Below are 26,311 nucleotides of genomic sequence, written 5' to 3'. Positions count from 1 at the left end.
TGAAAATCATTTTTTTAGCCAGTCTTTCTGTTGAAATATATATATTGAGTAATCATTCAAAGATTGTAAGGTTCTATTTTTATATGTAATCTGAGTGGTTGTCACAATGGGCATATAGTAGAAAGTAGCATAATCAAGAAGGAGAGGATTGCTTGGCTTCAGGGACTATATTTACTTTAGGAATTATGGGAATTGTGTTTATTATAGGTATCATTTTTATGATAAGGCATTTTAGAAGTCATCAACGAGAGGAAGGTATTGCTTATTTCATCATCATGTTTGGTAGTGAAGTAGTTGCTACATCTTTCGGGACACTAGATGATAAGATAATTGCTTTTCTCCGTCACAATGATGTAGATACGAATTATGCGCAAATAATATCCGGGTTTATTTTAATCGGGATAGGTGTGTTCCTTATGTTTCACAGCAGAAACAAGATGTATATCCTAAATCTCAACGGTATGTTCCATGATCGTAGAATTGACAATCATCATAAAGAAGTGGGCTTGAGTCCTTTTCAATTCAAAGAAAAGGAAGTTGATTTTGTTCGCTTGTACAAGAAGACGATGAACGCTGACATTGCCGCTGAAATAATTGAAGAAATAAAACATAAAGTTGAAGTCTTTAAACAAGAAAGCAAAGATAAGAAACGTGGCTATACGGGGATTGCATCAATACCTTTCGTCTTGTTTGCTGGTAAGTACTTTGAGCGTTCAGTTATGCATGATTATTTTGAGTATGATAAGTTCCAGCAAGTTTACTACCGACTTACTTCTAAACATCGATTCCCTAAGCTAAGTTTATCCCAGAATGATGCTATTACTCGATTGCAATCAATACATTGTGTGGAGGTTGTTATTGCAATCAGTATCACAGCATCCATTAGAGCCGAGCAACTAGTACAGTTTACTTGTCCTCAACTATATTTATCTGTACCTAATCCAAACGATAATTTAATTAAACACAAAGAACAGTTGCACTCATATGTTGAGAAGACATATGATGTTTTGAAAGAGACGCATGAAAGAATACCAAACTTAAAGAAAATCCATCTTGTTATATCATCTCAAAGTTGTTTTGCTTTTAAACTTGGTCAGTTAATTGAAGATACACGAATGCCTATGGTCATAAGTTATCAGTATAACGCCCAATCGTCACCAAAGTATCCATGGGGCATTATTATTAATGGCGATCAAAAAGGTGATTTTGTGCAATTCTAGAGAAGAGGAGTAAAAGGATGACTACTAGCATGTACAATGCAAGTTCAAAGTTTAAGAAGTTCTACGATGAACATGTTGTGCTTTCTGCCTCAGAGCAAACAAATTTACGTGAGAAAAAAGATATTAACATTGAGAGATTGAAGTCTGGATTAGTAGAATATAATGCGGATAATAAAACTACTTATGAACTAAAGGATCATAAAGTACAAGGAAGTATGGCTATGAGCACAATTGTACAAAATGATGAAAATGAATATGACATAGATGTAGCCATTATATTTAACAAAGATAACCTTCCTGTTGGGAACATTGCGACAAAAAAAATGATTGCAGATGCACTAAAGCGTAAGTGTAAAAGATTCAAGACCGAGCCCGAAGCAAAAACCAATTGTGTTCGGGTTGAATATGCGGATGGGTACCATATTGACTTTGCAGTTTATCGTAAATCACAAGATGAAAATGGAAACAATCTCTTTGAACATTGTGGAAGTGACTGGAGAAGACGAGATCCAGAAGTAATTACTAACTGGTTTAATAACAGCAACAAAGAAAATAACGGGGATGTTCGTGTTGTTGTTCGATTGCTTAAAATGTTTTGTAAGTCCAGAAGTGGCTGGTCAATGCCCGGTGGGCTCATTCAATCTGTACTTGTAGAAGAATGCATTGATTCGAAAGACAGAATGGACGAAACCTTCTACTACACAATGCTAAAGATAAGAGATCGGCTTGAAGATAATAAAGAAGTGTACAATCCAACCGATATAGAAACAAGTTTGTTGTTAAATGCCAAGGACCATCAAAAGGTAAAAAATTTACACACACGATTAAAAAGTTACATCAGTAAACTGGATGTATTGTTCAATATCGATTGTACCGAAAATGATGCTTTCTCTGCATGGAAAGAATTCTTTAATCATAACTTTTGGGGGGATCTTGTTTCAGAGTCTGCTGAAAACAAGGCAATACTCTCAAAAAGGATGTATGGTGATTATTCTGTAGATATAATTACTATGGTAGAATGGAATCCTGGCGATTACATTCCAATTAATGAAGTTTTGGGGCCGATTCCAAAAGGAAAAAGTATACGTTTTACTGCAAAACCTAATTTCTTTCAATTCAATAAAGTTGAGTGGGAAGTAAAAAATGAAGGCGATGAGTGCTTGGAAATGGATGACCTCGGACATTTATCTGAGGGAGTGAGTGTTACTGAAAACACCGCGTACAGAGGTATTCATAAAATGATTTGCCGTGTCTATCAAGACGGAGTTATCGTATGTGAAGACTATGTGAGAATACAAATTAAATGAGTAGTACTTTATCAGAAGGTTAAGTTGCACAAAAGAAGAGTCAGTCCTCTTCAATGTATAAGGCTTTAAATTTTTCGCTGTCAACTAGAAGGAAACCTTAATTCATACTATACAGAATTAAGGTTTCTTTTTCTTTTTGGAAGTATTCGCGACTGTAAAAAGGGTGGTATTGTAAATCGTTTGTTAGCTTTTCGTCGGATGAGAAGAATGTGAGCCCAGACATTTTCATTTGTAGTCCCCAAAATAATCTCTTGTTTCAGCTGTGTAACTATACATAAAGGATTAGTTCACTCCGAAAATTTTCTATGAGGAGTAAAGCCGAATAAAAGGTTGAAGTGGTCGCTCACGGATAAATAATACTAAAATCTATTAAAAAAGGAGCCTTTCGTCTGCCTGCATTACGGTCTAGATTCAGTATTGTGACATGGAAGAAGCGTGTCGGTATAGTCATCAAGATACAAGCTGTTTCCACATTTCGGGCAGGTAAAAGGACCTTTGCCTGGCTTTCTCCGGTGGTTGATTATGGTATTCCCTCCTTAAATGGCTTGATTTTAACGTTTATTTCTTATGCTTCGTGGGATCTACCAACTTATAACCATCTCCTGGCATTTGGGTTGGAGGTAAGGGGTTACTTTAATTGATAATTTCCCGACCTTAATCGCCACCGCGAGGACCTACTATAGCGTATTGATCGGATTTTGGTGTCGAAGTTCCTGGTTTTAAAGGCTTAGACTAGTGAGATTACGAAGGATAGATGAGATGAGAGCGTATGTTCTCTATCAAAAAGCAGATTCAAGGATTAGATTAATTAAGTGAAAGACACGAGATTAGAACCTGATTTGAAAAGAAGGCAGGAACGTTGTGTATTACAGGAACGTTATTATACGTGGTATCTTTGCTTGGGGTCACTAATACTAGCCCTAGTTCAATAACATTTGAATAAAAATATATTGCAGGGAAGATCTAATCATGTCAAACCGTATTCTTTCCATAGAAGAAAGGAGGCCGTAGCAATAGCTGGAGTTTTAGACGGGATTTCATTGTATACTTTGAATGGTGTTGCTAACCACTATATATAGTTGTAACAATAGAGTCGAGAGACAAGAATATATTCTTAAAGAAGTCGCTAAATAGCGACTTCTTTATTTCCTCGGTACAATTTCTTTTCTCGGGCCTTCAATATAGAATTATAATGTGAATAAGTATTATTTTCTAAATAACTATAATTAGTTTACCTAACATCTATTATGTAAACATTAGTTGATAGATTTATGTACTTTTGAAAAAATTATATGTTAAAACGTAAAATTCAAATAATGCAAGAAAGCAAGAGGAAGCCTGAGTTCAGGCTTCCTCGTTCTTGTTTAGAGTTTGAAATCTTGTCATATGAGAGACATGTACAGTCAGGCGATAGGATAAGCCTTCACTTCAACAACTGCACATCGATTTCCTGACCATCTGCGGAATAAGCCTTGTAATCCACTTCACCTATAGGTTGTTCACTATAATAGTAATAAAGCCTGGTATCCTCATTTACCGTGCTGTTAAAAGCAATTTGATCTCCGCCATCGCGAGTGGCCTCGATCTTATCAACTTGGCTCGTCAAAGTCGGAATCAAGATTAGGTATACGTCTTTCTTTGATTTGGAATGGAAGGTTTTCTCAATTGCATTGAGAGAATCTGGTTCGGGATGTAAGATGAGTAGTTCATCGGTAACGGTCCATCCCCATAACCCTTTTGACACGCCATACACCTTAAAGCCTTCTTCGACCGGCTTTATCGTTAAATTATACTTCTCGGCCTTATCAACAAACATGCCAATTCCGGGCCCACCTTCATAATCTTCCAAAGCCTGATCGACCGTTGAATCTGCAAAATAAACATCCCACACGAATAATCGAAACAGAACGATACCTATAATGATCAACAATATGATATAGCGGTTTCTGTTTGCGGATGTGTTGCTTCTAGTCTTTTCCGTGTTCATCTGTCTCCAACCTTTCATCGGGTCATTGTTATGTACATAAGACATGATGTACAAGATTAAACATATTTGGCATAGCTTAGACCACATTGTACCCGAAAGGCTGCATAACGCCAAGTAGTGATCGTCCTTAGAAGAGCTTGAGTGGCTGCGTCAGTGATGGGATAGAGCATTGATTTAGAAGAAAATATAATTTCAATCTTAATAGGCCCTCCAGGTCAGAACATCTGACTTGGAGGGCCTATCGTTATTATAAAGAAGAAGCAGTGTATCAGAATCCGATCTTAAGTGTTTCACCATTAAGATATACGCTCTCCGAGCGGGTAATCGGAAGCTTATGATCTGCTGAAAAACCGATGGTTTCCCCATCCTTTAAGGTAACATCCTGTTCAACGATGTATAGCGAAATATCCATCAAGAACTCACGGAGCTCTTCGGGCGTTACCTGGCTGTCCAACACTTCAATCTCGTCCTTACCAAACGATCTAAGTCCGTAGGTATATCCGCTGATTCCTGTCTCTGTGCGCACTAGACCGAAGTATACCAAATTTAACAGAGGTAGAAGATCGTCATCGGATTTCATCAAGTCTGCCATATCCACATAAAACTCCGGCTGAAATACCGTGCCTGAAGAGTAGAGTCCAATCGCATTAGGCAGCTTTAGACAGCTTGCCGCGAGCTTGGTGTACATTCTGCCGGCTGCCAGCGGAGATGCCTGACGTGGAAACAAAGCCAGAATAAGCTGGCTGACATGAGTCTTCGTAATCTCCTCGGCTTGTGGCCACATGTAGTTGCCCTGAGCATAATACTCGGCTTCGCCATCCGGGATCGGAGCATCGACGAAGCTGATAGCTGCCATACAGCCATCAGCTTCAAAAACGAGAATACCTTCCTTTTCCTCTCCCTGGCTACCATCCTCATCTTCCCCAGGAGAGCATGTGATATTCCAGTCACGTAACAGATTGGCTTTGATCTGCTCCAGATCACATTCCGATGAATTGAGCAGAACGAAGCCGTTGAATAAACCGGATGATTCCTGTGTATCTGCGGCATCTTCATCTGCATTCTGCGCCGCTTCATATGCCGCTGCTTGCTGCATCCAATACTCACGAATCATTTCCACCATATGTATGGATTCCTCTTCGGCGGTAGCAGCGTTATACGGCTGCATCTCACTGAATATATGTCCGCAATGCTCGGTATCCGAGGGATTCTCATAACCACCGCAGACGCCAAGAAGCCATTTACCAAGCAGAGTCTTCTTATATTTAAATATATAGTAATGCATGTCGTGCAGATCGAATTCTCCCGCTAATTCAATTTTGCTGGGCTGATGACCAAGCTCTTGCTCATGCATCAACCATTCGATCATGGAATCCTTAGCTGCTTGCTGTTGCGCTGTCATGGGTTCTTCTCCTTTAAAATAATAATGTAAAATGACGACTGTTATATTTTACCGGGAAGGGAGTAGATTCAGCAATAGAACAGAGGTACCTTGAAATAGCAATTCATTTTCATGCATATAAATACCTTAGCCCTATGAACATGCAGACTTTGTGAAGGACGAATCAACCATTTTTACTCAAAGATTCGTATCGCTAGAATTGTGTATGATAAAATATCTTTATATAGGAACATACGATCTGTATTAGACGAGAGGAGTTTACATACATGCTGGATATGATCAAGCCTCCTGCGGAGACGATGTATGAAGAAGAGCTGCGTGCCCTGCAGGGGGAGGATACCGGAAGACGGCCTCCTAACTGGCTGCTGTCACCAGCTGCGGTTCGTGATTTCATTATCGGCCGCGACAAACCTTCCAAGCTGGACGGAAGGGACATTCCGATCACCCGCAAGTTCTATGGTAACGATGTGCTGGTCGAGCGGGCAGTCGTCACGCTTGCCGGTAATCGGGGGCTTATGCTGGTGGGGGAGCCTGGAACAGCGAAAACGATGCTGAGCGAGCTATTATCGGCGGCTATCTGTGGAACCAGCCTGAATACCATCCAAGGAACAGCGGGCACGACCGAAGACATGATGAAATATTCCTGGAATTACGCCATGCTCCTGGATAAGGGACCAACCGAGGCTGCGCTGGTTCCATCTCCGTTATATAAAGGAATGAAGGAAGGTATTATTACCCGTTTCGAGGAGATTACGAGATGTCCGGCCGAATCCCAGGACAGCCTGATCAGCATCATGAGCGACAAGGTCATGAACATTCCCGAGCTCAGTGGCGGCATTCTGTTTGCCAAGCCGGGATTTAATATTATCGCAACAGCGAATATCCGGGACAAGGGAGTCAATGAGATGAGCGGCGCGTTAAAACGCAGATTCAATTTCGAGACGATCCGTCCGGTGAACAATGTCAAAATGGAGGCCAAAATCATCGAATCCCAGGCCCGTACAATGCTCGATCACAGCGGTGTGGATGCTGAAGTGAACTCGGATGTGGTTGAGCTTCTTGCAACCACCTTCATGGAGCTTCGAACCGGAATAACCCGCGAAGGCTACAAGCTGGAGAGTCCACAGGCGACACTCAGCACCGCTGAAGCGGTATCCGTGTATGTCCAAAGCGCCATGACTTCTTACTATTACGAGAATGAACATATAGCTCTGAGCAGGCTTGTCCAGAATATGCTCGGCACGATCGCCAAGGAGAATGACAAGGATCTGACGATTTTAAAGTCCTATTTCTCCAAGGTTGTCAAAGAACGTGCGAAGCAAGACGAGGTATGGCAGGCTTACTATGAGGAAAAACAATGGATCGGTTAGAGCAATTCGTGCCCGGGAATGCCTCCCAGAATGAAGGAGTTTCGGAATTCGAAAAAGCTAGTATACAGGATCGCGTTATGGGAATGAGCTCTGGTTGGAGCATGGATCCATCGGGGGAACTACGCCACATTTTTGAGGAAGAAGTCATGAACTTCAAGAAGGGCATCGTCTATTTTCCCGTGCGCCATCACAGCCCGGCTTGCTCCTATCATGTTATGAACGTGATAGAGACCTATAAACCGGAGATTATTTTAATAGAAGGACCTGAAAGTGCAACTCCGCTTATCGACATTCTGGCAGACCAAGCTACCGAGCCGCCTGTAAGTTTATACTGCACCTATGAACAGGGTGGAGAGCGATCGGCTTATTATTATCCGCTGCTAAGTTACTCTCCGGAGTATGCAGCTTTAAAGCTGGGAACAGAGCGGCAGATTCCCATTCGTTTCATTGACTTGGATTACCGTCACCATAGACGGATAGAAGAACGGCAAGGTGAAGCTTCTCTACAAGATGAAACCCTGCTGGCCGGATCTGAATTCATGAAGCGGTTATGCGATACATTTCATTGTCGCAGCTTTCATGAATTATGGGAGAAGTTGTTTGAGATCCCCGGGAGCATTTCAACAACCAAGGTATTCGCTCGGAACGTATTCACGTACTGCACATTATCCAGACTGTGCTACTCCCATCATGAGCTGGCGCTTTCCGGGGACGTTGAGCGTGAGGAGCACATGAGAATGCGAATCGCTGAAGCTTCCCGTGACTACAAAAGAGTGCTGGTTATTACAGGCGGATTTCACACCTATGCGCTTCTCCAAAAGATAGACTGGAAAGCCGATCCTTTAAGTCATCTGTCAATACCGAGGAAGCAGACCGCAACGCCACAACAACCGAATCCGTTACAAAAAGAGAACGTGATGACCAAAGAAACCGTGGAGAGCGATCCAGCCGTTACTGACCATCAAGTATATCCCATGGTATATACATTTGCTGAAGCCGATCGTTTAAACGGCTATGCCAGCGGCATGCCTTATGTGAATTATTATCAGATGGTCTGGAATGAAATACAGAAACGTAGCACTCATCCTTACCTTAGGGCAGGACTCTCTTTCCTGGCACAACTCACCCGGCGCCTGCGTAATCGGAATGAGGCAGTGTCAACAAGTGATGCAATCGAGGCTTACCGAATGATTCAAGGGCTTGCGGATCTGCGAGGCAAACGGGAAGGCGGCGTCTTCGAGCTGCTGGATGCTTCACTTTCATCGTTTGTCAAAGGGGAGCATACATTAGCCTCTGACGAGCCGCTCGAACAGCTTGCTCGGATGCTGACGGGTGACAAAATCGGGTCTGTAGCTCCTAACCGCCTCAGCATTCCGATTGTGGAGGACTTCAAGAAACGCAGTGCGGCGTTTAAATTGAATCTCAAGGTTACGGCCAAGCATCAAAAAACGCTGGATCTTTATGCCAAGCCGCAGCATCGGCGGCTCAGCCAGTGGTTTCACTGCGTAAGCTTTCTCGTTCCAGACTTCGCCGTCCGGCAAACGGGGCCGGATTGGGTAGCTTTTAAGGATATGAGTCTTGTCAGAGAATCGTGGAGCTACTCCTATTCCTCCCGCATTGAGGCTCGTTGGATCGAATGCTCGATTTATGGCGGCACGGTCCAGGAAGCAGCTGTGCGAAAAATCGAGCAAGCGGCTGCTGAAATTCCCGAGCATCACAGTGAGAAAATGGTGGAATTGCTGTTACAGGCATGCCTCATGGGTCTTGAAGACATGGTTCATCGGCTCTTTGACGGGGTAAAAGCCGCCTTGCTGCTGGATGGAAGCTTCTTGTCCCTATGCAGGACGCTGAATGTGCTGAACCGGATGCAGCAGCATACGCGACTTCTGGGTCTATCACCAGACATTCGTCTACCGGAGCTGATTCATGAAGCCTTCGATCAGGCCGTTCGCCAGATGCTGCAGCTTAGCCATACGCATCCGGATGAGCATGCTCTAATCACACAGTCACTCAAGCTGTTATTTATGCTATCGACGGCATCCGGCGGTGGATATGACCGGGACACTTTTCGCCTGCATCTGGATGAGCTTTTGGCAGATAACAGCTTGCCGGCCCAACTTGAAGGAAGCTGTACTGCCATCTCGGTAGGCCTTGGCAATCGAAGTAAAGAAGAGATCGTATTGCGAGCCAAGGGTTATATGCGTGGAACTCCCGAGAAGATGAGGAAGACGGCATCTTACCTGCACGGTGTCTTTGCGGTGGCGCGTGACGCCCTCCTGTATGATGACACGCTGTTAATGGAATTAAATCATCTAATCGCTGAGCTGCCCTATGAAGATTTCATCAGTATGGTGCCTGAGCTTCGGCTTGCTTTCACCTATTTCAGTCCAATGGAAGCAGATATGGTTGCAGAGCGGGTTGCGAAGATGCTTGAAACGGTTGTCGAAGAGCTCGATAGGCCGCCGGTGGATGAACAGCTTCTGCAGTCAGCGAGAAGAATGGACCAAGCTTTACGGGAGGAGTTTGCCAAGTGGAGCCTGACATGAATCGATCCGTCCAAGAAAATCTGAACCGTTGGCGCCTGATCCTGGGCAAGTCGGCTGATGAGGGCTTGTCCACAACAGGTCATTATTCCTCTGAGGGTTTTGAATATGCCGAAGCCGATGAGATTCTGGATTATTTATATAACCGGGAATATAGCGAAGAACAGGGATACCGGCAAAGAGCAGGAGGCCGTGGTGCCACACAGCTTACCGTACCGAAGTGGCTGCACCAAATGCGCACCTTGTTCCCTAAGCAAACCGCCGAGATACTGGAAAAGCAAGCGCTTGATCGTTATGGGCTGTCCGAGCTATTAACAGATAAGAAGCTGCTTGAATCGCTTGAGCCCAACATGAATCTGCTTAAAAACATCATGCAATTTAAAGGCCGAATGAAAGGTGCTGTGCTTAAGAGTGCCAAGGAGATCGTTCGGAAAGTGGTGGAAGATATACAAAGACAGCTGGAATCCAATGTTCGGATGACCATCAATGGCAAACGAAACCATTATTCCAGCAGTACCGTCAAGTCTCTGCGTAACCTGAATATCAAGAAAACCATCACCCGAAATTTGAAGCACTATGACAAGGCGAGATCACGATTTGTTATTGATCGGCTATATTTTGACGGCAATGTGCAGTCCTACAATCCATGGGAAGTTATTATCGGGGTAGATGAGAGCGGCAGTATGCTGGATTCTGTCATCTACAGCTCTGTGATGGCCAGCATTTTTTATAAAATTAACGCACTGCGTACCCGGCTGTTTATCTTTGACACCCAGGTCGTTGACCTCAGCGACAGACTGGATGATCCGGTTGATCTACTGATGAGTGTACAGCTCGGTGGCGGCACCCATATTACGAAGGCTCTTCGTTATGGAGAAACCATCATCGAGAACCCCGGGAGAACGATGTTTATTCTGGTGAGTGATTTGGAAGAAGGATATCCCATTCAGCAGATGTATCGAGCTTGTAAGGATATTATCGATTCGGGAGCCAAATTGTTCGTTCTAACGGCCTTGAACTTTGAAGGGGAAGCGGTATACAACCGGCAGGCTGCACAGACACTCGCTAATATGGGAGCTCACGTGGCAGCCATTACACCGAATGAACTGGCTGATTGGATCGCGGATACGATACGTTAAGAAACAAGATGCATGGCAGGTAAGTCCGCTTGAAACGATGGATGACAATGTATAGAAGAGAGAGGGATGTTTATGAACATGATTACAGAAGATCGCACATTAGAGACGCTGGTAGACCGCTTTGCCAATGCCTGTGCCGACGATTATTCCCTTGCGGAGAACCGGAGCCGGCAAATCACCGATTACGTCATGGGACGCACGGATCAGTTTCCTGAGCTCATGGCAAAATCTAATCATTATTCTTACCGTACGTTGGAGATGCTCACAAAGTTGTCTAAGAAGGACTCGGGAGATGTCTTTTTCCGGGCAGCGGCTGTAGTGTTGAGAACTCAGTTGGATTATAACCCTCGCCATTACTGGTATATGCGTCCATTCCCGGTCACGCTGGGGGAAGAAGCGAAAGCCTTCGGTTTGGGAGGTAAAAGCGTCCATGGACATCATCGAATTCCAGCTGCCGCATCTCGTCTTGAACAGATCCGGAAATTTGCAGGTGACGAACCAATTCTGGGGGAGATTCAGTATACACTTCGACTGTGCAAGTTTAACTCCAAAAATGTAGGTTCGGTGTACGAAATCGTAACAATGATGCTGTTGGTCAAATCGTATTCACTGATTGTTCCAAATGTGCTGGACGACATAAAGGATACAGCCAAAATGCCTGAGCTGCTGCAGGCTGTACTGGCTGGCGATGGAAGCCTGGTTCAAAGAATTCTTCCCAAGCTAGTGGAACCGCTAATCCGGCAAACAACATTATCACTCAAGGATCATAACTCCGCACTCGATTTAGATTCCGATTACATACAGAAACGACGGGAAGAGGTGATAACCAGACATTTCACGAAGCAGCCTGATGTTTCAGGCGAAAAGCTCACTAGAGAGCAATTTCAGGAGACCTTTCTTGCGATTCATGCGGCGTTCTTGTTCTCGGTCAATCAGCATGGCGGGAAGGCTCGTCTCCTTAGCGAACCCGATGAGATCGGAAGCGAGCTGCTGGAAGCTGTTAGAATGCTGCATGAAGTGTACCCGCTTGAGGTTCGCGAGTATCTGTTATCGATAGATGGACACACGAAGAAAAGGGATGAACTGCTTCGTGGCATCGTACCCGTGGAAGAGCCCTTCGAGCTGATTGAGCTGCTGCGGACGGAATTGAATATGCATCAAGTGTCATGGAGTACACTCCAGGCTGCTGTTCTGTCACAGCCAGCGGAAGCGGTTCGTGCCTTCGAACTGATTCAGAATCCATATATACGAGCTTATCTCCGCATAATGTTGGACGGTCAACAGTCTCTTCTGAAGGAAGGAACACCCTCAGTAGAGCAAACCGTCTTCGATGTACTCAGGGATAAGCGCTACGGCGGCCGGTACGGATTGATGTGGGCCCGGTACCTGGAGGGTGAACTGACGCTGCAGGCATTCTGGGAAGATGAGCAGAACAAGAAGTTATTTCAGCAGAACAATCAGGATCCTAAGCGGAAGCATCTACTGATTGCTACTAGTTTTCTTCCGGTTGAATCATCTGCATACCGGCGGCTTGCGATCCTGTTGACGGCCAAAGAGGAAATCACAACCGACCTCCTCTTTGTGCTATACAATGCAAATGTGTTCGACGGAATGGCGATGCTGAAGGCATACGAACAAGACTTTGAGGTGAATACGAAGCAGCTGCTGAATTCCTTATTCAAGCTGAATGGCATTCATTATTACTATACACATGTGATTCCGGAGGAAGCTTATCGCACATTAATCCGCAATTATATGCAAGATGCGTTAGCCCTGTACAAGGACCTGCCTCTTGAATCGCGTCTAACTATTTTGGAGGTGGCTTTCAAGGAAATAGAATCTGACTCTATCCAGCTATTATCCGATGCGATCCGGGCTGGACTACAGGATACATCCAAGAAAGCCCGCGCGGCGGCAACGGCGAAATTCAATGAGGATCCAGAGCGGAATACGGAGTTATACATGCATATCTACCGGACCGAGAAGAAAGCATCCATTAAAGAGCTTGTGCTGCACGCCATTCGCAGTCTGCCAAACAGCAAGGAGCTGTATCCGCAGCTTCTCACGAAGGAGAAGACAGCAAGCTTGAAGACGATGATCCAGGTGCTTCTCGATACGGCGGATCAGCGTCCGGAAGAAGCGCATGCTGCGATAGCTGATCTAACCGACGCGAAGACATTAGGGCGACTTGGCTGGTTATCCATGGATGACTTGCCTAACCTGATTGGTCATGACGGGGAGACACTCGATTCACGCATTAAGCTGTATATCCTGGTTCAGGCGATGGATTACAACTCTGGACCCAATGAGCGTCTGAACGAGGTTCGATCTTATGCAAATGATGAGTCTCTTGCCCAATTTGCTGCGGAATTGATCCAATTATGGATTCAAAGTGAGGCTCCTGCCAAGGAGAAGTGGGTACTTTATATCGGAGCGTTGTTCGGAGATCGGCGGCTGTTAGACCTGTTGGGACCGCAGATCAAGTATTGGACAGAGAATAGTCGCGGCGCTATTGCGGCAGAGACGGTAAAGATGCTGTCTTACCTGCGTGAGCCGGCTGCCTTGATGTTAATTGATAAAATGATGCGGACAATTAAGAATCGCCAAGTCAGAGGTGCAGCTGAGGAAGCACTCGAGCTCGCGGCAGAAACGCAGGGACTGACCTCCGAACAGTTGGCGGATAAGCTGATTACCACGCTTGGATTTAATGACCGTGGCGAGCAGACGTTTGATTATGGGGAACGCTCCTTCCTCGTCAAGGTAAAAGGAGATTTGCAGCTGATCGTGCTAAATGAAGAGACTGGGAAAACACTTAAAAGCCTTCCGGCTCCCGGTCAGAAGGATGATCCGGAATTGGCCGCGCAGTCAAAGGCGAGGTTTACTCAACTCAAAAAGGACTTGAAAACCATGGTTTCCCTGCAAGAGCAGCGTTTGGAAGAGTCATTGTCCAAACAGCGCTTATGGACGGCTGAAGAATGGAAGGAACTCTTCGTTAACAATGTCATTATGCAGAAATTTGCACTGGGACTGATCTGGGGCGTGTATAAGCAGGGGGAATTGGTAGACACTTTCCGATACATGGAAGACGGTACGTTCAATACCATGGATGAAGAGGAATTTACCTTGGAAGGTAATGCGATGGTCGGCTTAGTTCATCCCCTGGAGCTTGCACAACCGGCATTAGAAGGTTGGAAATCACAACTGGAGGATTACGAAATTGAGCAGCCTTTCCCTCAGTTGGATCGGGAAACTCATCTGATTACTGAACAAGATGAGAATACCAAAGTCTATGAAAGCTTGCCTGAGGGAGAATACTCACCAACCGCTTTCCCGAAAGCTCTGGAAAAATACGGATGGGTGAAGGGAATGGCGATGGATGCTGGATTCTATTATGAGTTATATAAAGATTACGGTGAACTGATTGCAGAATTGCGCTTTAGTGGAACGAGTATTTCTTACTACGAAGGCATGGAAGATATTACGCTCGAATCCTTGTCTTTCTATGTCAATAAAAAAAGTAAATATCATTATTATGACGTAAATCAGTCATTAACTCTTAAAGACGTGCCTAGCCGTGTGTTCAGTGAGACTCTCCATGATATTTTACGAGCAGCAGGTCGCTGACATGTCCATCCATAGGTCTGATGATGCCTTTCAAGATTTTATTGAAAAATGTACAGAGGATTACCTGATTCGGTTTGCCAACAAGGGGCTATATAAGCGAGCCCATAAAGAAATCGATCAGGGTATGGAGGTAGTCTACACTTTTAGTGAGCAATCGGTGGAGGCGGTTTTAAGTGAGGGAACGATATGCGTATTGGAAAATACGCTCGATCGCTTTTCTTGCTCCTGTCCCTCTGACAACCTCTGCAAGCATGTATTAATCGCGATCCTGTATTATCAGAAGAATAACTTGCAAAAGACAGCAGGCGAGAGGGTATCCACAACGGAATCTGAAGAAGACAGTCGGCAGCACCAAGGCTCGGATTCTTCGTCATTCACTCCAGGAGCTTCCCATCCTCATGAAGCTGAATTAGCGGGGAGCGGTGGAGGAAATGATAGACAAGAATCGGTAATCGAACCGTTCCCGGCTCGATTTGATTGGCTGTTAAATACGGATTTATCCATACTTCTTCGACCATTTGATTCGGCTGTCATCGAAGAAGCTCGGTTCCAGCTTCGATACCATGAGGAGCTGGAAATCAAGGAGGATACTTTGTTGACGGTACGTCTGGTCCGCAAGCAGGCAGAGGTATCGTTCTCGGAAGAGCCGGAAGTCGGAAGAGCATTATGCAATGTCAAGCAGCAGGCGGGTGATCTGCTAAGAGTCGAGGCTTTATTAAGATACCGCGCATACAAGGGGTTGCAGGATGAGATAATCCTTGCGGAAAGAGCGGCACAAGTCAAGTTTTCTTTGCCTGCTGTCAGGGAATGCCGAAAGCTGATCCGCGAGATATTGCGAATCGGGATCGCCCGTCTGCCTCAGTCGTATGCAACTCAGCTGGAGACCATGGCAGCAGCCGCACACAGCGGCAATCTTCCCGAGATTGAACGGAGCCTGCGCGGTATTCTTGGAGAATTGAATCTCTTCTGGGAGAGGCATGTCCGTTTCTCCATGTCGATGCTGCTGGATCGGCTGACCCGCCTGCTGTTAAGTCTGGAGCTATTGGCTAAGGAGAAGCTCCCTGTCGTCCAACAAGCACAGCTTATCGGCAAATTCCGTTCGAAGTTCTACAGAACCTCTCATCTCCATTTGTATGGGTTGGGCGCTGAACCTTGGGAAAGCCGCTCGGGATACCGCGGAATTACTTATTATTGCTATTGCTTCGACGATCAACAGATCTATACCTATAGTGATATTCGCCCGATGTATTATAACGACAACCAGTTCTCTTATTCTAGTCAATACACATCAACGTCTCCCTGGCTGTCCGGCCTTTCTTTGCGTCAATTCTCAGGTTCAGAAATGAATTTCGAGGGGATGAAAGTTAATGAAGAACGCCGTCTTTCTGCCAGCGAAGGAGCGAAGCTGATGCTGCTTTCTAGAAGAGCGGTAGAGGAGGTAGACTTCGGTAGTCTTATCCAACATGAAATCGACGCAGATCATAGGATTTTATGTCAGCCATCTCTATTCTCGGCTCCCTCGTCACCACTTGCGATGATTCGCCTATCTGAACTGATTGGCACGATGTATGATCAGCGTAATCAAAGTTTGCTGATATCAGCCCGTCTGGAACCAGACCGCACCATTGAGCTTACAGTTCCGTATAAGGCTGAGTGGGCAACCGCCGTTTCTAAGCTTGAGCAGGGCAGATTCCAGACGGGGGAGCGCCCCTTTTTCATGCTGGTTCGCGTGGAGAAGGATCATATGGAGCCGATCAGTTTCCTGCAGGGTCAGGATGTGATCAGTATAAAGCTGGATTTGTGATGCTAGGATAGATGAAGTTCGTGTACTCCAAAAACAGCTTTATTCGAGTCATTCGGTGGAAGGAGGTTGCGAGTGGATCAGGTGCAAGTATTGTTGAATCAGACGCATAGCTGGGCGGTCAAACACCTGCTTCGGGGATTACAGCAGCTTACGTTGGAAGATTTGGACGAACTGGAACATATAGCGGGCGAAGCCTTGCAGCTACAGTTAGCTTTTATGTCCGAGCTGATGGAACATTTTATCGAGGCTGCTCGCCAGGTTGTGCTTGGCGGGGATGAGGAGGAGGCTATGCTCTTCCACTATGCTCGTCTCGTTCAGTATTTGGAGCAAAGCGGCGCCTTAAAGAAAGAAGCATATGAGAACACATAAGATGAGTTATGGATAGGTTCACGGCTAAAGTGCGGTCAGATTTCTGGCACACAATCTTCAATACGACAATAAATCGGATAACCACAGCAGATCTAAAGATCGGTTGTGGTTATTTATGTTTGTTACGCCTATATGGTCAAAGTGATATTGACTTAACAACCATTGATTTTATGCCGATATATAAAATATTAGTAACAGATTGAATGAGGGACCATGAGGGTCCACTCTATACAGGTTGGAGGATACGGTCATGAGCAGCATAACGGAACAAAATACGCAGCAAGAATTGATAAGAGCCTTTGTACAGGTAGCGCCATTGTTAAAAAATCTGACGAATGATGATATCACTATTGGCATTTATGACACAGAGAAGCTGATCATTAACTTTCCGGGTAATACGTTCTCTTTGAATGTCAGTCCGGGTGACCCGCTAATGGAAGGAGATATCGTGACTGAGGCAATCCGGCATAATAAGACTCTATCGGCTGTCGTTCCGAAAGAGCTGTTCGGTTTTCCACTTGCTGCACGTGCGATCCCGCTCCATGATGAGCAAGGCAGAGTCATTGGCGGCGTAGGCATGGGGACGAGTCTTGAAAGAGCAAATAAGCTGTTCGAGATGGCTGAAGGTTTCTCTGCCATTGTCGAACAGACTACAGCGTCCGTCGGGGATATCAGTCAATCCATCACTCATCTTACAGAGCGTATGACTGAAGTAACCGACCAGATGAAGGATGTTAGCACGAGCGCACAGCAGATTGATCAGATTTCTATGGTTGTCAAAGAGATTTCCGAACAGAGCAACTTGCTAGGTCTTAATGCGGCCATTGAAGCGGCAAGAGCTGGTGAAGTGGGGAGAGGTTTCTCCGTTGTTGCTGATGAGATTCGGAAGCTGGCCACTGTCTCAAAAGAAAACGTGGATCGGATTAATGACGTCACGAAGAATATTCAGCAGCTGTTATTGCGTTTAAACCATACCTTTACCGATATTCACAAGCTGACGGATGTCCAATCAGGAACGATTGAGGAATTCTCTGCCACGATCCAAGAGATTAATGCAAAAGCAGAGGAATTAGCGCAGGTAGCTGAGCAAACCCTTTTATCAAAAGAACACGATAAACAGTAAGCGATCAGGCACAGACAAATCTACATAATTATATCTAAGCGAACAAGCAGGGGAGAAATACGTATATACGTATTTCTCTTTTTTATAGGCCATGATGACAATTTACCTTTCCTAGGTTTTGAGTATCGCGTTTTTCACCTGGTTCAAGAAGCCTGGCAACTTTCACGCTCGTTCCTCCCGTCTAAAAAATTCATGCGCGCCATATCATTTTTGTAGTAAAATAAAACTCGTGGCTTTTTATAATAGAATAGGGCCTGCGACTTTAGCGGAAGAGGAGTTAAGAAGCAAGTGAAAAAGTTATATTCAAAATGGTTCGGAAGCTATTGGAGTCCCTATCTGGTAATGGCCCTTGCGGGTATTCTCAGTGCTGTCTATTTCGGGATTACCCATACGGTATGGGCCGTTACCGGTGAGTTCACTCGTCTGGGAGGGCATATACTCGAATTCATGGGAGTAGATGTATCGGATTGGGCGTATTTTGGCCTTGTCCATATGGACGGCACGACCTGGACGCGGACAGACGGATGGATTGTGTGGGGCATGTTTATCGGAGCTCTCATCACCATTCTGCTGAGCAGCAATTTCAAAATCCGAAAGCCGAGACAGAAGCGCCGGTATGTCCAGGGTTTTGTCGGTGGCATCATTGCGGGCTTTGGAGCTCGGCTGGCTCTGGGCTGCAATCTGGCAGCCTTTTTTACCGGTGTGCCGCAGTTTTCCCTTCATGCCTGGATCTTCATCGTGGCTACGGGCGCAGGTACTTATCTGGGCGCGAAGCTGGTCAATACAAGATGGTGGAAAGGCAAGCCTGTACTAAAAATGGGCGGTACTCTGTCAGCTGTTAAGTCAGGCAAAAGTCGGCAGCCTCTCGTGGGAGCAATTCTAGGTCTCGCCTACATTGCACTGATTGTATATTTCTATATCACTGGTCATACGATGCTGGGAACAGCCGCCTTATTCGGAGCTGCATTCGGTATCTTGATCGAACGAGGGCAAATCTGTTTCACCTCAGCGTTTCGCGATCTGTGGATCAGCGGCCGCGCAACAATGACCAAAGCGATTATTCTCGGGATGGCCATCAGCTCTGTCGCTACACTGATCATTATTCTGGTGTACGGTCTGGATCCGATTACGAAAATAGCTGCACCGAGCACTTTTGTTGGCGGACTGCTGTTCGGACTGGGAATCGTCATGGCCGGGGGCTGCGAAACCGGTATGATGTACCGGCTGATGGAGGGGCAAATTGTCTTCTTGCCTGTGTTTATTGGAAACATCCTGGGCGCTACTGCTCTGGCATATGCATGGGATCACTTGGGCGTATATAATTTTCTTGTGAAGAGTGGATCGCCAATCAACCTGATTACCACCATGGGACCAGCAGCTGCTCTGATTGTTACACTACTTGTCCTTGGGGGCGGATTCGCTATTGCCGCTTACTGGCAAAAAAACTACCGCTTTGGCGTAGGATTCAAGAAGGGGGAAACAACCAATGTCCGTTGATTTTACACTGGATCTCCGGGGTGAATCTTGTCCATACCCGGTTATTTACACACTCGAAACACTGCGCGAACTGAAGAAGGGACAAACACTCCAGGTCATATCAGATTGTCCTTCTGCTTTTCGAAACGTACCTGAAGAAGTGGTTAAGCACGGCTATACCATGGCTCAAGAACCGTTCAAGGATGGCCAGGAATTTAGCCTGTTCATCCAGGTGTAACGACAAGAAGCCTTGCCGAAGTGTCTGAGAACTATAGTTATTGTTTATATCTGTATGAAGCCGCCATTATGGCGGCTTTTCTGTTTTATATAAGGATGTTATTTCGTCGCATGTTAGAATGACTGTGAATTGCTAAATTTTCATTTTCATGTGTGTAATGATGAGTAAACCTTTGAGTGATTTACTTCCCGGCAAGGTTCTTACCATAAACCCCATTATGCCTTCCTCGTTCTACTCCATGGCCTGCCGCATATATTTTTATGACTATGCATATGCGAGAGGAGGCCATCCTTGATGAGTGATCCCTTGTATGAACACCGATTTTGGCTGCAAATTCTTGGCGACCACTGTCGATTTATTTATACAGCACTGTCACCAAAGGAGAAAGAGGATATTGCCATAGTAGAACGATTAAAGGATCGATTTGATATGCTGCTTGATCAGTCCCGTCGGCCGGATGCAGCCGCTATACTCCCGGAGCTGAATAAAGAAGCCAATGAAGTTACACTTGAATTGCGACAATTCAAGCTAAGTCTGTTGGAACGTCAGCTTGTCGGCCAAATTGATCTGTTGTTGACACCATCCTTCGTGAATCATATGGTGAATGAACTGGAGGAGTACCTTCGTATTCTGAAGTCCTTGCTGGAAGGCAAGGGAGTTCCTGTGTTCCACTCATTGCATCATGATTTACTCTGGTTGCAGGATGCTTACGGTCATGCGGCATCTATTGCAGCTGATCTAGATTTTGCCGAAAAACCATTGGTTGCAAAGAGTATGGCATTCCAAAAGGATTTTGAAGGCTTTTATTTGAAAGCAGTGGAAATGACAGGTTACTTGCGGACTCAACTAAAAGACTTTCCTGCGCTGCACAAATTCCATGCTGACGTGGATTTGGAAATGAAGGTATTTATGCATTTCCTATCGGAGCTTGAGGAGTTTGATCTGCTGGGGGAGGTTCTGAGCCGGATTAATCCCCTAATGCCGGATCATATGTATCGTGAAGAATGCTATTATTTGTCCAAGTTGGCATCATTGGGGGAAGTCCAAAATCCGCAATGCGACCCGACAAAACCTAGAGTCATGGGGTAAAAAAAATATGTTGTACGGATTAATAGCATGATGTGTTTTTGATTAGATAAAGCAGGTGTCCGAACACCACAGACCCGATATTAGCTCACTTCATTCAACACTGTAACTACGTTAGAAAAGGTATAAAGAATCAGGATCTTGCTCCCAGTGGAGACAAGATCCTGATTCTTTATCGTTCAGCTAATACATTCGTGAATATAATATCTTTTAGTTAGTGTTTTGTTCCATCGATTTATCCGGTAAAATAACTCTGGGAATGAGACGAATGTAACTCGACTTCAACAATGGTCTGCGTGACAATGCTTATTTGGGGTGCTACGATTATTTATTATAGACTCGTATAGTTTTAAAAATTTAAGATTTATAATCTGATATCAATTTGTGGTAAATTATTTAATGTAGTGAAACAGAGGTGAATCATAGGTGAAGCAAGTGTTGGTAATTAAGAATGAACGGTCTTTAGCAAAGAAAATCGTAAGCGGTCTAAAGCAAGAAGGCAATTTCATTCTGACACTTCACAATGAAAACAAAAGTTTAAATATAGTATATGAGCAAGATTGGGATATTATCGTATTGGATTGGGATTCATTGAGTATATCTGGACCAGAAATATGCAGACAAATACGAACTGTTAAAACAACGCCGATCATCATTGTTACCGACAATGTGTCCAGTAAGGATTGTATAGCAGGATTACAAGCTGGAGCAGATGATTACATAAGAAAACCATTTGTGAAAGAAGAATTAGTAGCAAGGATCAAAGTAATTTTAAGAAGAGCGGATGGCATCCAGCCAAACGAGACTTATTTTTTTCGGTTTAAAGATCTTTTCGTTGATGCCTCCAGCGATACTGTGACAAAAGGCGGCGAAAATCTCTCACTCACTAAGCGCGAGTCTGACTTACTTATATTTTTAATCAAGAATAAAAATAAAATATTGAGCCGTGAAATGCTTTTGAACCAGGTTTGGGGATTTGACACAGCAGTAAATCCAAATGTTGTGGATTTGTATATTGGCTACCTAAGAAGAAAGCTAAAGTGCGAGGCGAAAGACAGGTATATCCAAACCGTACATGGCAGGGGCTATTCAATGATTGAATAGCAGAAATAAGATAATAGGTAAATCACAATTTGTCACAGTAATCCATATTAACATAATCAAAAAACACGAGTAAAACAATCTCATCCCGTTTTGCTCGTGTTTTTTTTGTTCTATTAAATCCGATAATCAAAAATGTAGGGGGGATATTCGACATCCCTCACAAGATTTTCACATAATTAATGACTATACTAATCCACAGAAGGTTCAAATGAAAATGATTATCATTAGCGATTGAGGTGGATAGCAATTACTATCAATGCAATCAATAGATTTCATCATTTTCGAAATAAAACAGATTATAAGGAGCTTAAGTATGAAAAAAACTAGGTTTTTAAAGTTAGTTGGTATTCTGGCAGTTTTGGCTTTGATGTTAGTAGCTTGTTCAGATTCAAGTAAGGAAAGTAATGAAACCAAGGGAAGTGAAGAGAGTGCTAAGCCTGCGACGGTTGAAATCACCGATGCCCATGGAACTGTTACTGTTCCTGTAAATCCAAAGAATGTAGTTTCTTTGGATAGTAGAACTTTTGAAACTTTAGCAGATTGGGATATTAAATTAGCAGCTGCTCCAAAGGATGTAATGCCTGCGGATTCACCCTATGTAAGTGATGATTCCGTTCAAAATATTGGAAATCACCGTGAACCCAATCTTGAAGTTTTGGCAGCAGCAGACCCTGAGCTTGTAATTATTGGTCAAAGATTTGCTAAGTATTATGATGAGGTAAAAAAATTAGTGCCAAATGCAGCTGTTATTGATCTGAATTTTGATGTCTCTGAGGAAGCAGATAAACCAGGGGAAAACTTAGTAAAAGGATTTAAGGATGCTACAATTACTTTAGGACAAATATTTGATAAAAATGAAGAAGCTAAACAATTGGTGGCTGATTTCGATAAAGCGATTGAAGATGCTAAGGCTGCCTACAATGGAACGGATACAATTATGGGTGTTGAAGTTTCTGGTGGAAATATTGGTTTCTCAGCTCCTCATTTTGGACGTGTTTGGGGACCTATGTATGACATTTTTGGATGGAAACCAGCTTTAGAAATTGAAAATGCTACTTCAGATCATAAAGGTGATGAAATTTCTGTTGAAGCTATTGCACAAAGTAATCCTGATTGGCTTCTCGTACTAGATCGTGATGCAGCAGTATCTTCTGAAACGGATGCCGTTCCTGCTCAGGATGTTATTGATAATTCACCTGCTCTTAAAAATGTAACTGCTGTTACTAAAGGACAGATTGTTTATGCACCAAATGACACTTACACAAATGAATCAATCCAAACTTTTATTGAGATATTTGAAAACCTTGCAAAAACTTTAGCTAAGTAGTTTAAAGGAGCATAACCATAGTGTCGAAAAATGTAATTGCCGGGGTTGAGAATAATTCTCAACCCCAGCTTTATAACCACAATAAGATATGGACAAAATCTTTTATATTAGCGATTATCGTTGTTTTTATTTTAGGCATTATATCCCTGTTTACTGGAGTTTATGATATACGCGGACAAGTGGATGGAATGGATATGTTTTTCATCACTCGCGTTCCAAGAACAGCTGCCCTAATGCTTACTGGAGCCGCTATGTCCATGGCTGGGCTTGTCATGCAACTTATTACACAGAATCGCTTAGTTGAACCTACGACAACAGGAACCATTGAATGGGCGGGTTTAGGACTACTTGTTGTTTACTTATTATTTCCTGCACCAACGTTAGTTCTAAGAATGACTGGGGCAATCATTTTTTCTTTTATAGGAACGATGATTTTCTTTTTGTTTCTAAGAAGAGTTAAACTTCGTTCGTCTTTAATTGTTCCGATTATTGGACTGATGCTTGGAGCAGTCATCTCTGCAGTTTCCACTTTTGTTGGGCTCCTCTTTCAAATGACGCAAAATATTGAAACTTGGTTTGTAGGTTCTTTTGCGGCAGTTCAAGTGGGAAGATATGAATATCTATGGTTTATCGTTATCGTTACTTTTCTTATTTTTATTTTTGCTAACAGATTAACTTTAGCTGGACTAGGGGAAGATGTGGCGACAAGTCTTGGTGTAAATTACAATAGGATTGTTCTTTTGGGTACAGGTCTTATTTCTATTGCCGTTGGAATTGTTGCTGCTGTTATTGGAAACTTACCTTTTCTAGGTTTAATCGTACCAAACATTGTTTCCATGTTTAGGGGAGATGATCTGAGAAGTAATCTGCCTTGGGTATGTGTGTTAGGAATGGGTACGATAACGGTTTGTGACATCATTTCTCGAACAATCATAATGCCTTTTGAAGTACCTGTTTCTTTAATACTTGGAACAGTGGGAGCAGTCGTATTTATTTCTATTTTATTGAGACGAAGAAAACCAAGGAGGCTAAGATGAGCGCGTTGGAATCTAGAGTTAATGAAAATGTCGAAATCGATTCTAGCCTCCAAAATAAAAAGAGATCAGCTAGAGCTTTTCGTTCTAAGAAAGATGAAAAACGATATTGGATTTTGCTGATAACATTGATTGTTTTGGGCATCTTTTCTTCATATGGACTCTTAGTTTATAACAATCCAGTTCCAATAGATTCACCTTCTTTTATTCCTGTAGTTAAGAGAAGGATAGTAGCTGTTGTTGCCATGATTATTGCTGCGATTTGTCAGAGCTTGTCAACCGTTGCTTTCCAATCGATTACAAGTAATAGGATTATAACACCTTCACTTTTAGGTTTTGAATCACTTTACTCTACAATACATACGAGTACAATATTTTTCTTTGGTGCTGGTGCATTGATCAATTTTACGGGTACTGGACCATTTCTATTTCAAGTTGCGGTTATGGTCTTAATGAGTTTGATCCTATATGGATGGTTGCTTTCCGGAAAGTATGGGAATTTGCAGCTTATGCTGCTGGTTGGAATTATTATTGGAACTGGGCTGAATTCGGTGTCAACTTTTATGAGAAGACTTCTTGCGCCTTCTGAGTTTGATATTTTACAGGCAAAATTGTTTGGTTCTGTGAATAATGCAGATCCTCAATATTTTCCTATTGTCATTCCAATGGTAATCATTGTAGCATTATTACTTCTTGCTTATTCTAAGAAATTAAATGCTTTATCACTTGGAAAGGATGTCTCTACTGCTTTTGGAGTTAAGTATCAATCTAGTATAATTTATACGCTTATATTAGTTGCTATTTTGATGTCAATTTCAACAGCGTTAATTGGACCACTAACTTTCTACGGATTTTTAGTTGCAACTTTGACTTATCAAGCAGCGCCAACTTATGATCACAGATTTATTTTTCCTATGGCCCTTGCTATAGGATTTTTGATCATAACGAGTGCATACTTTTTTATGTATCATGTATTCCATGCTCAAGGTGTAGTTTCTGTTATTATCGAACTATTCGGTGGAATCATATTCTTAATCGTAATTTTAAGGAAGAGGGCCTTATGATAAAGATTGATAATGTTAGAAAGTTGTATACGGATGAAGTAAAAATAGGACCTTTGAATATTGAAATACCAAAGGCTGGTCTTACTTCTTTAATTGGACCCAATGGTGCTGGAAAGTCTACAACACTTTTGATGATTGGAAGACTTTTGGATATGGATGAAGGCCAAATTAAGGTAGCAAATATGGATGTTTCTGAATCTAAATCAAAAGACTTAGCGAAAATTTTAACTATTTTGCGACAAGAAAATCATTTTGTAACGAGGCTTACGATTAGACAACTGGTTGGATTTGGACGTTTTCCTTATTCCAAGGGAAGATTAACCAAAGAGGATGAGACTATTATTTCTAAATATATCGATTTTTTAGAATTGACTGATTTAGAAAATAGATATTTAGATGAGCTTTCTGGTGGTCAAAGGCAAAGGGCATATGTAGCCATGGTGTTGTGCCAAGAGACTGAATATGTACTTTTGGATGAGCCTCTGAACAATCTGGATGTTGCTCGTTCTGTTCAAATGATGGAGCACTTAAGGCAAGCTGCAAATGAATTTGGAAGAACCATTCTGACGGTTATGCATGATATAAATTTTGCAGCTAAATATTCAGATAGAATCTGTGCTATGAAAGATGGACAAATCGCCGCTTTTGGAACAGTAGAAGAGGTTATGCAACCAGAAGTTTTGACAGATATTTTTGAAACAAAAATAGAAATTATCGAAGGTCCTTATGGGCCAATCGCTGTTTATTAGTTACAAAATATTTTTAAAAAGCATCTCAAAAAATGATTATGCAAAAAAACTAATAAATAATTAAATTCTTTACTGTAGCTTATAAAGATCATAATAGTTATTCTAGTTGAAGCTGCTGTTTGTATTTTACAGACAGCAGCTTTTCAAATGCCATTACCTTGGTAATGATTGAAAGTATGTCCCTAGCTCTTAATTCCGAGAATGAAGGCGACTTCTTTTAGGGAATCATACATGCTATAATAAGTACGCCAAACACGTATTTTGCGCCCTTTCTGTTTTAAACGATTTATATAGTGATACATAGGTCATTATTCATTAGATTTTTCGTGACAAATTACATTTTCA

19 protein-coding genes are annotated in these 26,311 nt (G+C 43.2%); 17 read left to right on the top strand and 2 right to left on the bottom strand.

Annotated elements, in window-relative coordinates; genetic code table 11:
* The first annotated feature begins 152 nt into the window (after positions 1–152).
* Both ABEQ74_RS26270 and ABEQ74_RS26265 read left to right on the top strand, forming a co-directional pair.
* On the top strand, positions 153–1,220 hold the full coding sequence (locus ABEQ74_RS26270) for an SAVED domain-containing protein (protein ID WP_430125182.1): 1,068 nt from the start codon (positions 153–155) through the stop codon (positions 1,218–1,220).
* A gap of 17 nt (positions 1,221–1,237) precedes the next feature.
* Positions 1,238–2,527 (top strand): cyclic GMP-AMP synthase DncV-like nucleotidyltransferase, encoded by a 1,290-nt coding sequence (locus ABEQ74_RS26265; protein WP_430125181.1) that lies wholly within the window; start codon positions 1,238–1,240, stop codon positions 2,525–2,527.
* 1,423 nt (positions 2,528–3,950) lie between these two features.
* Here ABEQ74_RS26265 and ABEQ74_RS26260 read toward each other — a convergent pair.
* Together ABEQ74_RS26260 and ABEQ74_RS26255 are read right to left on the bottom strand one after the other, a co-directional pair.
* Positions 3,951–4,514, bottom strand: coding sequence for a hypothetical protein (locus ABEQ74_RS26260; RefSeq protein ID WP_430125180.1), 564 nt, complete (start codon positions 4,512–4,514; stop codon positions 3,951–3,953).
* Positions 4,515–4,782: 268 nt separating this feature from the next.
* Complete coding sequence (locus tag ABEQ74_RS26255) at positions 4,783–5,916, bottom strand: DUF4261 domain-containing protein (RefSeq protein ID WP_430125179.1); 1,134 nt, start codon at positions 5,914–5,916, stop codon at positions 4,783–4,785.
* Positions 5,917–6,182: 266 nt separating this feature from the next.
* Between ABEQ74_RS26255 and ABEQ74_RS26250 the strand changes: the two genes are divergently transcribed.
* From ABEQ74_RS26250 to ABEQ74_RS26180, 15 genes are all read left to right on the top strand, one after another.
* Positions 6,183–7,286: an ATP-binding protein gene (locus tag ABEQ74_RS26250; protein WP_430125178.1), complete on the top strand. Its 1,104-nt coding sequence runs from the start codon at positions 6,183–6,185 to the stop codon at positions 7,284–7,286.
* Positions 7,274–9,832 (top strand): DUF5682 family protein, encoded by a 2,559-nt coding sequence (locus ABEQ74_RS26245; RefSeq protein ID WP_430125177.1) that lies wholly within the window; start codon positions 7,274–7,276, stop codon positions 9,830–9,832. The genes ABEQ74_RS26250 and ABEQ74_RS26245 overlap by 13 nt, the downstream gene beginning before the upstream one ends.
* Positions 9,829–10,968, top strand: coding sequence for a VWA domain-containing protein (locus ABEQ74_RS26240; RefSeq protein WP_430125176.1), 1,140 nt, complete (start codon positions 9,829–9,831; stop codon positions 10,966–10,968). The genes ABEQ74_RS26245 and ABEQ74_RS26240 overlap by 4 nt, the downstream gene beginning before the upstream one ends.
* Positions 10,969–11,040: 72 nt before the next feature.
* Entirely contained in the window at positions 11,041–14,592 is a 3,552-nt protein-coding gene (locus ABEQ74_RS26235; RefSeq protein ID WP_430125175.1) for a DUF4132 domain-containing protein, read from the top strand.
* 1 nt (position 14,593) lies between these two features.
* Positions 14,594–16,396 carry a hypothetical protein gene (locus tag ABEQ74_RS26230; RefSeq protein WP_430125174.1) on the top strand — a complete coding sequence of 601 codons (1,803 nt, stop codon included), beginning with the start codon at positions 14,594–14,596 and terminating at the stop codon, positions 16,394–16,396.
* 72 nt (positions 16,397–16,468) lie between these two features.
* Complete coding sequence (locus ABEQ74_RS26225; protein ID WP_430125173.1) at positions 16,469–16,765, top strand: hypothetical protein; 297 nt, start codon at positions 16,469–16,471, stop codon at positions 16,763–16,765.
* Positions 16,766–17,015: 250 nt separating this feature from the next.
* Complete coding sequence (locus ABEQ74_RS26220) at positions 17,016–17,888, top strand: methyl-accepting chemotaxis protein (RefSeq protein ID WP_430125172.1); 873 nt, start codon at positions 17,016–17,018, stop codon at positions 17,886–17,888.
* A gap of 288 nt (positions 17,889–18,176) precedes the next feature.
* Positions 18,177–19,385 carry a selenium metabolism membrane protein YedE/FdhT gene (gene yedE / locus ABEQ74_RS26215; protein ID WP_430125171.1) on the top strand — a complete coding sequence of 403 codons (1,209 nt, stop codon included), beginning with the start codon at positions 18,177–18,179 and terminating at the stop codon, positions 19,383–19,385.
* Positions 19,375–19,602: a sulfurtransferase-like selenium metabolism protein YedF gene (yedF, locus tag ABEQ74_RS26210; protein ID WP_430125170.1), complete on the top strand. Its 228-nt coding sequence runs from the start codon at positions 19,375–19,377 to the stop codon at positions 19,600–19,602. The genes yedE and yedF overlap by 11 nt, the downstream gene beginning before the upstream one ends.
* Before the next feature lie 294 nt (positions 19,603–19,896).
* Positions 19,897–20,691: a DUF2935 domain-containing protein gene (locus ABEQ74_RS26205; RefSeq protein ID WP_430125169.1), complete on the top strand. Its 795-nt coding sequence runs from the start codon at positions 19,897–19,899 to the stop codon at positions 20,689–20,691.
* Positions 20,692–21,114: 423 nt separating this feature from the next.
* On the top strand, positions 21,115–21,792 hold the full coding sequence (locus ABEQ74_RS26200) for a response regulator transcription factor (RefSeq protein WP_430125168.1): 678 nt from the start codon (positions 21,115–21,117) through the stop codon (positions 21,790–21,792).
* A gap of 313 nt (positions 21,793–22,105) precedes the next feature.
* Positions 22,106–23,119, top strand: coding sequence for a siderophore ABC transporter substrate-binding protein (locus ABEQ74_RS26195; RefSeq protein WP_430125167.1), 1,014 nt, complete (start codon positions 22,106–22,108; stop codon positions 23,117–23,119).
* A 20-nt stretch (positions 23,120–23,139) separates the two neighbouring features.
* The gene (locus ABEQ74_RS26190; RefSeq protein ID WP_430125166.1) at positions 23,140–24,156 is read left to right on the top strand and encodes an ABC transporter permease; all 1,017 of its coding nucleotides are present in this window, start codon (positions 23,140–23,142) and stop codon (positions 24,154–24,156) included.
* Positions 24,153–25,217, top strand: coding sequence for an iron chelate uptake ABC transporter family permease subunit (locus ABEQ74_RS26185; protein WP_430125165.1), 1,065 nt, complete (start codon positions 24,153–24,155; stop codon positions 25,215–25,217). Before ABEQ74_RS26190 ends, ABEQ74_RS26185 begins: the two co-directional genes overlap by 4 nt.
* Positions 25,214–25,966: an ABC transporter ATP-binding protein gene (locus ABEQ74_RS26180; protein ID WP_430125164.1), complete on the top strand. Its 753-nt coding sequence runs from the start codon at positions 25,214–25,216 to the stop codon at positions 25,964–25,966. Before ABEQ74_RS26185 ends, ABEQ74_RS26180 begins: the two co-directional genes overlap by 4 nt.
* Positions 25,967–26,311: the final 345 nt, after the last annotated feature.

The sequence above is a fragment of the Paenibacillus solani genome, from assembly GCF_050475945.1.
In the GTDB taxonomy this organism is placed as follows: Bacteria; Bacillota; Bacilli; order Paenibacillales; family Paenibacillaceae; genus Paenibacillus_AQ; species Paenibacillus_AQ solani_A.
This window is presented reverse-complemented; position numbering and strand designations above follow the sequence as displayed.

What these genes read in the sequence shown, in the direction of transcription:
- ABEQ74_RS26240 (WP_430125176.1), top strand. Translation starts at nt 9,829, where the DNA reads ATGAATCGATCCGTCCAAGAAAATCTGAACCGTTGGCGCCTGATCCTG.
- ABEQ74_RS26185 (WP_430125165.1), top strand. Translation starts at nt 24,153, where the DNA reads ATGAGCGCGTTGGAATCTAGAGTTAATGAAAATGTCGAAATCGATTCT.
- ABEQ74_RS26245 (WP_430125177.1), top strand. Translation starts at nt 7,274, where the DNA reads ATGGATCGGTTAGAGCAATTCGTGCCCGGGAATGCCTCCCAGAATGAA.
- ABEQ74_RS26220 (WP_430125172.1), top strand. Translation starts at nt 17,016, where the DNA reads ATGAGCAGCATAACGGAACAAAATACGCAGCAAGAATTGATAAGAGCC.
- ABEQ74_RS26230 (WP_430125174.1), top strand. Translation starts at nt 14,594, where the DNA reads ATGTCCATCCATAGGTCTGATGATGCCTTTCAAGATTTTATTGAAAAA.
- yedF (WP_430125170.1), top strand. Translation starts at nt 19,375, where the DNA reads ATGTCCGTTGATTTTACACTGGATCTCCGGGGTGAATCTTGTCCATAC.
- ABEQ74_RS26180 (WP_430125164.1), top strand. Translation starts at nt 25,214, where the DNA reads ATGATAAAGATTGATAATGTTAGAAAGTTGTATACGGATGAAGTAAAA.
- ABEQ74_RS26205 (WP_430125169.1), top strand. Translation starts at nt 19,897, where the DNA reads ATGAGTGATCCCTTGTATGAACACCGATTTTGGCTGCAAATTCTTGGC.
- ABEQ74_RS26235 (WP_430125175.1), top strand. Translation starts at nt 11,041, where the DNA reads ATGAACATGATTACAGAAGATCGCACATTAGAGACGCTGGTAGACCGC.
- ABEQ74_RS26195 (WP_430125167.1), top strand. Translation starts at nt 22,106, where the DNA reads ATGAAAAAAACTAGGTTTTTAAAGTTAGTTGGTATTCTGGCAGTTTTG.
- ABEQ74_RS26250 (WP_430125178.1), top strand. Translation starts at nt 6,183, where the DNA reads ATGCTGGATATGATCAAGCCTCCTGCGGAGACGATGTATGAAGAAGAG.
- ABEQ74_RS26265 (WP_430125181.1), top strand. Translation starts at nt 1,238, where the DNA reads ATGACTACTAGCATGTACAATGCAAGTTCAAAGTTTAAGAAGTTCTAC.
- ABEQ74_RS26255 (WP_430125179.1), bottom strand. Translation starts at nt 5,916, where the DNA reads ATGACAGCGCAACAGCAAGCAGCTAAGGATTCCATGATCGAATGGTTG.
- ABEQ74_RS26260 (WP_430125180.1), bottom strand. Translation starts at nt 4,514, where the DNA reads ATGAACACGGAAAAGACTAGAAGCAACACATCCGCAAACAGAAACCGC.